Source organism: Curtobacterium flaccumfaciens (assembly GCF_013359815.1).
Lineage (GTDB): Bacteria > Actinomycetota > Actinomycetes > Actinomycetales > Microbacteriaceae > Curtobacterium > Curtobacterium flaccumfaciens.
The window spans coordinates 1-8,446 of the sequence record NZ_JABMCF010000023.1 but is presented as its reverse complement, the minus strand read 5'-3'; the positions used below and the strand labels follow the sequence as shown (position 1 = coordinate 8,446).

Genomic DNA, 8,446 nt, shown 5'->3' with positions numbered 1-8,446 from the left:
TCTTCTGCTCACTCGATGAGCGTGCCCGTCAGTGGAACTGCGGGACGATGAGGTAGATGCCGTAGAGCACGACGGCGCCGCACACGACGAAGCACGCGATGGCCGCGGCGCGGAGTGCACGTGCGGCCGCCGAGGCTCCGGCCGGGTTCGGGAAGCCGGCGGTGGCCGGGCCGATCGTGCCGTCCTCCTTCACGGTGAACTTGCCTTCGCCGGTGTCGGCGGCGCTCCAGAGACGGAGGCCGACCGAGTACACGGCGACGACGAAGCACGACGAGACCACGGCGACGAGCGCCACCGTGAGGAATGCAAACCAGTCGATGCCCATCAGCGACGGCCTCCCTTGCGGGCCGCCATGCGACGGAGCGTGCGCTCGCGGCTCAGTTCGGCGCGACGCTGGGCGACCGCGTCGGCACGCTTCTTGCGCTGCATGTCACGCAGCTCCTTGCGGGTCAGGACCGCGTTCGCGGCGACGTCGACCTCGATCGCGGAGGCCTGCTCGTGCGGCTTGCGGAGCGACCACAGGTACAGGCCGAGGATGACGACGGCACCGATCACGGCGTCGAGCACGAGCCCGATGACGCCGAGGCGGGCGATGCCCGAGGCGACCGCACCGACCGCGGCGGCCGCGGGCAGGGTGATGAACCAGGCGATGACGATCTTGCCGGCGGTCGACCACTGGATCTTCGAGCCGCGGCGGCCGAGCCCGGCGCCGATGATCGAGCCCGAGGACACCTGCGTGGTCGACAGTGCGAAGCCGAGGTGGCTGGAGGCGAGGATCGTCGCGGCGGTCGAGGCCTCGGCTGCGAAGCCCTGCGTCGCACGGATCTCGGTGATGCCCGAGCCGAGGGTGCGGATGATGCGCCAGCCGCCCGTGTAGGTACCGAGGGCGATCGCGAGGGCACAGGCGACGACGACCCAGAACTGCACGCCCTGGTTCGACGACTGCGCGCCCGAGGCGATGAGGGTCAGCGTGATGACACCCATCGTCTTCTGCGCGTCGTTCGTGCCGTGCGCCAGGGACACCATCGAGCTGGTGAAGACCTGCCCGATGCGGAACCCGCCGCGCTCGTTCGGGAACACCGGACGCTTCGTGATCCGGTACGCGATGCGCGTCGACAGGAACGACACGAGCGCGGCGATCACGGGCGAGGCGAACGCCGGGATGATCACCACCGTCAGCAGCGCGACGTAGTTGACCGACTGGAACCCGGCGCCGACGATCGCGGCACCGATGAGCCCGCCGAACAGCGCGTGCGACGACGACGACGGCAGCCCGCGGAGCCACGTGATCATGTTCCAGACGACTGCCCCGATCAGGCCCGCGAAGATCATCTCGGGGCTGATGGCGACGCCACCGGGCCCCTCGTTGATCAATCCGTGCGAGATCGACGTCGCCACGGCGGTGCTGAGGAACGCACCGACCAGGTTGAGCACCGCAGCGACGGTGACCGCCACCTTGGGCTTCATGGCGCCGGTCGCGATCGGGGTCGCCATCGCGTTGGCGGTGTCGTGAAAACCGTTTGTGAAGTCGAAGAAGAGGGCCAACGCGATGACCAGGACGACTATGAGTGTGATGTCCACCGCGGGCAAGTGTCCCAGGCGTCGGCCCTTCGAGCAAACCTGATCGTCCACCTGTTGTTCACCGCAGCTTCACACTCGTTCAGCTTCGGAACCATGCCGATGGGAGAATGCGTCCATGGACACCGCTGAGCTCCTCATCCTGCTGATCGGATCGCTCGCGGTGACGGGGTTCGCCCGGGCCAAGGGACTCCCTGCTCCACTGCTCGTCACGGCGGTCGCCCTGGCCGCCTCGTTCCTGCCCGGGCTGCCGCCCATGGAGATCGACTCCGAGGTCATCCTCACGGTGATCCTGCCGCCGCTGCTCTACTCGGCGGCCCTCGACGTGTCGTGGCAGAGCTTCCGCGGCTCGATCAAGCAGATCCGACGGCTCGGCATCTTCCTGGTGATCGTCACCGCCCTGGTCGTCGGCGGGGTGGCGTACCTGCTCATCCCGGACATGACCCTGCCGGCGGCGATCCTGCTCGGTGCGATCGTCGCCCCGCCGGACGCGGTGTCCGCCGCCGCGATCGGCCGGAAGCTCGGACTCCCCCGCCGCGTCATGACCGTGCTGTCCGGCGAGAGCCTGATCAACGACGCGGCCTCGCTGACCCTGGTGCGGGTGTTCACGCTCATCATCGCGGGCACGTCGCTGACGATCTGGCAGGACCTCGGCATCTTCGGCCTGGCGATCGGCGTCGGTCTGGTCGTCGGCATCGTCCTCGGCGTCGTCGTGCACTGGATCCGGATGCGCATCAACGACCCCGTGGTCGAGACGATCATGAGCATCCTGCTGCCCTTCGTCGCCTACATCCTCGCCGAGGACCTGTCCGGCTCCGGGGTCATCGCGGTCGTCACGGCCGGCCTGTACATCGGCTACAACTCGCCGAAGGAGGGCTACGCCACCCGCCTGCAGGAGCGCCCGCTCTGGACGAGCATCGATGTCATCCTCGAGGGCTTCGTGTTCGCGCTCATCGGCCTGCAGCTCAACACCGTCGTGCAGGACCTGGTCGAGAGCGAGCGGAGCCTCGGGCAGACGCTCACCGCTGCGGCCGTCGTGCTCGCGGTGGTGATCCTGGTGCGGCCGCTGTTCGTGTTCGAGTCCTACGCGCGCAACCGGTTCAACGGGAAGTGGCTCCGGCCGCTGCGGATCAAGCTGTCCCGCGGGCACCCGTCGCTGCGCTGGATGCGTGGTTCGGCGGAGCCGAAGCTCAACTGGCGGGAGCTCACCGTCATCTCGTGGACGGGCATGCGCGGCGTGGTGACCCTTGCCGCAGCCGTGTCGGTCGTGGCGAGCCCGACGCAGATCCCGGCGCAGGACACCATCTTCATCATCGCCTTCTTCGTCACCGTCGGGACCCTGCTGCTGCAGGGACTCACCCTGCCCTTCGTCATCCGCGCGCTCAAGGTGCAGGACCCGGCCGAGGGCGAGGAGGACGTGCGCAGCGAGATGCGGCTCAACCAGCGCACCACCGAGGCCGCGATCGAGCTGCTCGAGAAACGGCGTCCGGCGTGGGCGAAGCAGTACGGCTCGGAGGCCGTCGACTCGGTGGTGAACCGGCTGAAGGCGCGACTCGAGCGTCAGGCCGAGACGTTCCGTCAGGACGCCGAGGAAGAAGAGGACGAGGGGCGGAACGTCGCACTGCGCCTCCGGGGTTCGCAGATCCAGGACATCCGGCGTGAGCTCCTCGACCGCCGCCGCGAGATCGTGCTCGAGGAGCGGGAGAAGGGGAACCTCGACGAGGAGGTCATGCGCCGCGTGCTCGTGACCCTCGACGCCGAGGAGCTCGCGATGGACTCGGCGCAGGCGTCGCGCAGTCGCTCCTGAGCACCCCGGGCGTATCCTGGCGCTCCGATCGAGAGCAGGAGCAGAGCGCCGAGTGAGCACGCCGCGGAACGACGTCCCCAGGAACGACGACGGACCGGAGCGCCCCGGCGGTTCCCGTCCCACGCCGCCGAATCCGCGTGGGACCCGTCCCTCCGCACGGGGGACCAAGCCGCGTCGTGGCGGCAAGGTCGCCGGGCACACGCGTTCGGGACCCCGGCGACAGGCTCCGGTGCCCGCGCCCCAGCAGCACGGCGCCTACCGCCGGTGGTACTCGACCCTGCACCCGTCGCTGCAGCTGATCGGCCTGCAGCTCTGGATGCCGCTGTTCTTCATCGTCGGGTTCTGCCTGTGCTACGTCTTCGCGTTCCACGCCCCGCACCCGCACGACGTCCCGATCGCCCTGATCGGCAGCGACCCGGCGTTCGTGCAGGCGGTGCAGCAGGCGTTGCCCGGCGAGTTCGTGTTCCACACGTACGACTCGCTCGCGCAGGCGAAGCGCGACGTGGTCGGCGGCTCGATGGCGGTCGCGTACGACCCCGCCGCGAACGAGTTCTTCAAGGCGAGCGCCCACCAGTTCCAGGTCGCGAGCCTCGTGCCGGCCACCCTCACCGCGGTGCTGACCGGCCTGGGCGTCGCGACCCCGAAGGTCACCGAGCTCGCACCCCTTCCTGCTTGGGACGAGTACGGCACCGTCGCGATGTACGTCATGCTCGCATGGTGCATCGGCGGCTACATGGTCGCGATGTTCATCGGCATCATGGGCGGCCCGCTCCGGCACCGCACCCGGATGACGGTCATCGTGGTCGGCGGCCTCGTCATCTCGCTCATCACGAACACGCTCGCCGGGCCCGTGCTCGGCGCCATCCACGGGCACTGGATCCAGCTCGTGCTCATCGCCTGGGGCTGGATCGTGGCGATCGGCCTGGCGGTGAACGGCCTGAGCTACTTCGTCGGCCGGTTCATCGCCGCACCCGCGATGATCTGCTTCGTCTTCCTGTCCATGCCGTCGTCCGGCGGCGCCTACCCGAAGTGGTTCATGCCCGAACCCTTCGCCTGGCTGAACAACGTCGTCGTCGGCTCGAGCATGGTCGACATGATCAAGCACCAGGTCTACGGCGTCGGCCCCGGCCCGGCCCGCGGCCTGATCACGATGGCCTGCTACGCCACGGCCGGCCTGGTGCTGATGTACTTCGGTAAGAAGTGGTGGGAGCGCCGACGGATCCGGGCGATCGTCACCGGCCGGACCACGATGTTCCAGGACGCCAACACCGCCAACCGCGAGTTCCTCGGCGGGCAGCGCGACGCCGAGCTCGAGCGCCACGGCCTTACCTCCACCGAGACCGGCACCCTGAGCGTGCTGCGGGACGACGACTGGGAGGACGACCGCACCGGCGGTGACGTCTTCACCGGCGGTCGCGACGGCCTCGAGCCGGACGCGACACCGACCGGTCGCATCGCCGTGCAGCGCCCCGCGAACCGGAAGGAACCGCGACCAGCGGCGGCTCCGCACGGCAAGCACGCCGACCGCTGACGCGTATCCTGATCGGATGAACCCGCGCATCACCTGGCACCGCGTCCTCATCACCGTCGTCGTCGTGTTCCTCGTGCTGACGGTGGGCTTCTACGCCGCGAGCGTCCTGCTCGCGCCCGCCGACGGCCGCGGCACCGCCGGGCTGTTCGTCGGGTGGGCGATGTTCTCGATGATCGGCGCGATCGTCGTCGGCATCATCGACTTCTTCGTGCGGCCCCTGGGTGGCCGGAGCGGCGACGCCGACGTCATGGCCGCCGCCGAGGAAGCGCGCACCGGCAGCACCCGCACCCAGCAGCCGCGCTAGCAGCCAGCAGCTAGTCCTCCACGCCGACGCCGACGCCTGTCCCGGTGAACCCGGCGACCGTCGCGTCGTCCTCGGCGAACGTGAACCGCGCGCGGACGCTGCCGCCAGCGAGCACCCCCGGCAACCAGTAGCGGGCGTCGTCCCACATCGCGTCGTACGGGACGGCGTCGACCGGGATCCACCGCGGCTCCAGTTCGTCGGAGCCCGACGGGTCGCCCTGCCAGCGGCGGCAGACGAAGACGTCCGAGACCTGGGACCAGGACGGTCGGTACGGGAACCGGTAGTCCAACGTGCCACGGGCCTCCAGGTCGACCGCGTCGAGCCGCAGGCCGACCTCTTCACGCACCTCGCGCACGGCGGTCTCGACCGCCGACTCGCCGGCCTCGCGCTTGCCGCCGGGGCCGACCAGACGGCCCGTGCCGAGACCGCGGCGCTTCTCCCCCAGCAGGACCTCGGGGCCTGCCTCGCCGTCGCGCAGCAGGTACACGACCACCACCCGGGGATGCTGGGACTTGCTCTCGTCGCGAAGGGTCACGCGTCCAGTGTGACCGATGGAGTGTCGTACGCTTTTCCCATGGCAGGCGTGCTGCGGGGGCACCATGGCTGAGCCCCGCAGGACCGGGCGCAGCCTCGAAGTGCTGCGCGCCGAGGCCGCCGAGGAGATCTCGATGCTCGTCGAGCACCGGAGCCGTCAGGGCGAGGACCCGTGGGAGTTCATGCCGACGCTCCCCACCGTCGACGAGCAGGTCGTGCTGATCCTGCGCGCGGACGCCGTCGACCTGGACGAGGCGATCGGCAAGCGGCACGCGCAGTGGTCGAGCCACCCGGCGTCCGGGCAGGGCACCCGGCTGGGCGAGGAGTACCACCGGCTGCGCCGGATCGCGCTGCAGCACCCCGAGCTGACGCCCGCCGTGTGGAAGCTGCTGGGCGCGCTGCCCGAAGCCGGCTGAGCTGCGGTTGGATGGACGGCATGACCGAAACCGTGCTCGCCGTCCTCAACCAGCCCTCCCGCGACGCTGCGCCGCACGACCCCGCGGCCGACGCCTTCACCTGGGCGAAGCCGCTCGAGGAGCACGTGCAGGTGCAGGACCTCGGCGTCACGCGCGGCGACGGCGTGTTCGAGACGATCACGGTGATCGACGGTCGGCCCCAGGCCCTCGAGGCGCACCTCGCCCGCTTCGGCCGCTCCGCCGCCATGCTGGATCTTCCCGCGCCCGACCCGGAGGCCTGGCGCCAGGCCATCGAGGCCGTCTGTGCCCGCCTCGACCCGGTGCGCGAGGCCTTCGCCAAGACCGTCCTGACCCGTGGCGTCGAGGGCACCGATCGCCCGACCGGGTGGGTCTACGCCGCACCGTCGGGTGACTCCACGGCCGCCCGCACCGAGGGCATCTCCGTCGTCGTCCTGGACCGCGGGTACCGGCACGACGTCGAGCGCACCTCGCCGTGGCTGCTGCAGGGCGCGAAGACGCTGTCGTACGGCGTCAACATGGCCGCTCTGCGCGAGGCCGTCCGCCGCGGCGCCGACGACGCCCTGTTCGTCTCGAGCGACGGCTACGTGCTCGAGGGCACGCGCGCGAACCTGATCATGAAGGTCGGCGACCGGCTCGTCACGCCCCGCACCGACATCGGGATCCTGGCCGGCACGACGCAGGCGGACGTGTTCCGCTTCGCCGAGCAGGAGGGCATCGAGACCGCCTACGAGCTCGTCACCCTCGCCGACCTGGCGGCGGCGGACGCGCTCTGGCTCGTGTCGAGCGTGCGGCAGGCTGCGCCGATCCGTTCGGTGAACGGCGACGCGCGGCCGATCGACGCGGAGCTCACGACGCGCGTCAACGACTTCCTGCTGGCGCGCGAGGTCTGAGCACGCGGCGCCCCCGGCGCAACGGCCTGGAGGCCCGGATCGCGACTCGCAGGCACGTCGCGATCCGGGCCTCCCGGCTCTGCACCCGCTACCAGCGCGGGGTGGTGACGCCGGCCCCGTCGGCCCACGCGAAGACGGGCTTGCCGTCGATCCAGACGCGCGTCGCGCGGCTGGTCGCGTCGAGCGGGTCACCGTCCCAGAGCACCAGGTCGGCGTCGTAACCCTCGGCCAGGCGACCGACGCGGTCCCCGAACCCGAGGAACTCGGCCGGGTTGACGGTGAGCGCCTCGAGTGCGGTCTGGGCGGGCAAGCCCTCCTTCACGGCGGCGGTCGCCTGGTCGACGAGCATGTTGATCGGCACCACCGGAGCGTCCGTCGTGATGGCGACCCGGACCCCGGCCGCCGCGATGGTGGCGAGGTTCGGGATGCCGCGGTCGCGGAGCTCGACCTTCGAGCGGCTGGTGAAGAGCGGGCCGTAGATGACCGGGATGTCCTTGGCGGCCAGCACGTCGGCGATCTTGTGCGCCTCGGTGCCGTGGTTCACGACGAGGCGGTAGCCGAACTCCTCGGACAGGCGGATCGCGGTGGCGATGTCGTCGTGGCGGTGGGTGTGCTGGTCCCAGACGAGTTCGCCGTCGAGCACCCGGACGAGCGTCTCCTTCGTCAGGTCGCGGGCGAACGGCTCGTCCTTCGCGGCTGCGGCATCGCGGGCGGCCTTGTAGTTCTGCGCCTCGACGAAGGCGTCGCGGATGATCTTCGCGACACCGAGCCGGGTCGAGGGCGTCTGGCCCTTGCCGCCGTAGACCCGCTTCGGGTTCTCCCCGAGGGCGCTCTTCACGCTCACCGAGTCGGAGATGAGCTGCTCGTCGATCGTCCGGCCGCCCCAGGTCTTGATGGCGACGCTCTGCCCGCCGATCGGGTTGCCGGAGCCGGGCTTGACGACGATGCTCGTGATCCCGCCGGCCAGGGCGTCCCGGAAGCCCTCGTCGTCGATGTCGATCGCGTCGATCGCGCGGACGCCGGCCATGTTCGGGGCGGTCATCTCGTTCGTGTCGTTGCCGGCCTCGCCGTTGGCCTCCTCGTGGATGCCGACGTGGCCGTGCGCCTCGACGAACCCGGGCACCAGCCACGAACCGGTGGCGTCGACCGCGGGCATCCCCTCGGGCGGGGTGACGTCCGGACCGATCGCGGTGATCCGGCCGTCCTCGACGACGACCGTGCCGCCGTCGAAGGCTGGAGCGGAGACGGGGACGACGTGGGCACCGGTGATCGCGAAGGAGTTGCTCATGGCACCAACGGTACGCGGGGGCGCGGTGCGCGGGCGGGCGCCGTCGCAGGGGCGCGCGGCGGGGCCGGGGGGGGGGT

General features: G+C 70.6%; 9 protein-coding genes. 5 read left to right on the top strand and 4 right to left on the bottom strand.

The window, feature by feature from the left end:
* Positions 1-28: 28 nt before the first annotated feature.
* On the bottom strand, positions 29-325 hold the full coding sequence (locus HP445_RS00120; RefSeq protein WP_128781322.1) for a hypothetical protein: 297 nt from the start codon (positions 323-325) through the stop codon (positions 29-31).
* Entirely contained in the window at positions 325-1,581 is a 1,257-nt protein-coding gene (locus HP445_RS00115) for an inorganic phosphate transporter (protein WP_035807670.1), read from the bottom strand. The genes HP445_RS00120 and HP445_RS00115 overlap by 1 nt, the downstream gene beginning before the upstream one ends.
* A 115-nt stretch (positions 1,582-1,696) precedes the next feature.
* Here HP445_RS00115 and HP445_RS00110 point away from each other — a divergent pair, with 115 nt between their 5' ends.
* The 3 genes from HP445_RS00110 to HP445_RS00100 all read left to right on the top strand — a co-directional run bounded on the left by HP445_RS00110 (position 1,697) and on the right by HP445_RS00100 (position 5,220).
* Positions 1,697-3,385, top strand: coding sequence for a cation:proton antiporter (locus HP445_RS00110; RefSeq protein ID WP_027464738.1), 1,689 nt, complete (start codon positions 1,697-1,699; stop codon positions 3,383-3,385).
* Between the two features lie 229 nt (positions 3,386-3,614).
* A complete protein-coding gene (locus HP445_RS00105) occupies positions 3,615-4,916 on the top strand; it encodes an ABC transporter permease (protein ID WP_071405578.1) in 1,302 nt (433 codons plus the stop codon).
* Positions 4,917-4,932: 16 nt separating this feature from the next.
* Positions 4,933-5,220 (top strand): hypothetical protein, encoded by a 288-nt coding sequence (locus HP445_RS00100; protein WP_027464737.1) that lies wholly within the window; start codon positions 4,933-4,935, stop codon positions 5,218-5,220.
* 10 nt (positions 5,221-5,230) lie between these two features.
* Here HP445_RS00100 and HP445_RS00095 read toward each other — a convergent pair whose 3' ends face one another.
* Positions 5,231-5,755, bottom strand: a complete 525-nt coding sequence (locus HP445_RS00095) for an 8-oxo-dGTP diphosphatase (RefSeq protein ID WP_164941244.1) — start codon at positions 5,753-5,755, stop codon at positions 5,231-5,233.
* Positions 5,756-5,819: 64 nt separating this feature from the next.
* Here HP445_RS00095 and HP445_RS00090 point away from each other — a divergent pair, with 64 nt between their 5' ends.
* Entirely contained in the window at positions 5,820-6,170 is a 351-nt protein-coding gene (locus HP445_RS00090) for a tryptophan synthase subunit alpha (protein ID WP_027464736.1), read from the top strand.
* Between the two features lie 20 nt (positions 6,171-6,190).
* A complete protein-coding gene (locus tag HP445_RS00085) occupies positions 6,191-7,081 on the top strand; it encodes an aminodeoxychorismate lyase (protein WP_128781320.1) in 891 nt (296 codons plus the stop codon).
* An 88-nt stretch (positions 7,082-7,169) separates the two neighbouring features.
* On the opposite strand, the gene HP445_RS00080 is transcribed toward HP445_RS00085, so the two are convergent.
* Positions 7,170-8,369 carry an amidohydrolase gene (locus HP445_RS00080; RefSeq protein ID WP_128781319.1) on the bottom strand — a complete coding sequence of 400 codons (1,200 nt, stop codon included), beginning with the start codon at positions 8,367-8,369 and terminating at the stop codon, positions 7,170-7,172.
* Between the last annotated feature and the right edge of the window lie 77 nt (positions 8,370-8,446).

Excerpts from the sequence above, each read along its gene's own strand:
- HP445_RS00120 (WP_128781322.1), bottom strand. The coding sequence starts at position 325 with ATGGGCATCGACTGGTTTGCATTCCTCACGGTGGCGCTCGTCGCCGTG.
- HP445_RS00090 (WP_027464736.1), top strand. The coding sequence starts at position 5,820 with ATGGCTGAGCCCCGCAGGACCGGGCGCAGCCTCGAAGTGCTGCGCGCC.
- HP445_RS00100 (WP_027464737.1), top strand. The coding sequence starts at position 4,933 with ATGAACCCGCGCATCACCTGGCACCGCGTCCTCATCACCGTCGTCGTC.
- HP445_RS00080 (WP_128781319.1), bottom strand. The coding sequence starts at position 8,369 with ATGAGCAACTCCTTCGCGATCACCGGTGCCCACGTCGTCCCCGTCTCC.
- HP445_RS00085 (WP_128781320.1), top strand. The coding sequence starts at position 6,191 with ATGACCGAAACCGTGCTCGCCGTCCTCAACCAGCCCTCCCGCGACGCT.
- HP445_RS00110 (WP_027464738.1), top strand. The coding sequence starts at position 1,697 with ATGGACACCGCTGAGCTCCTCATCCTGCTGATCGGATCGCTCGCGGTG.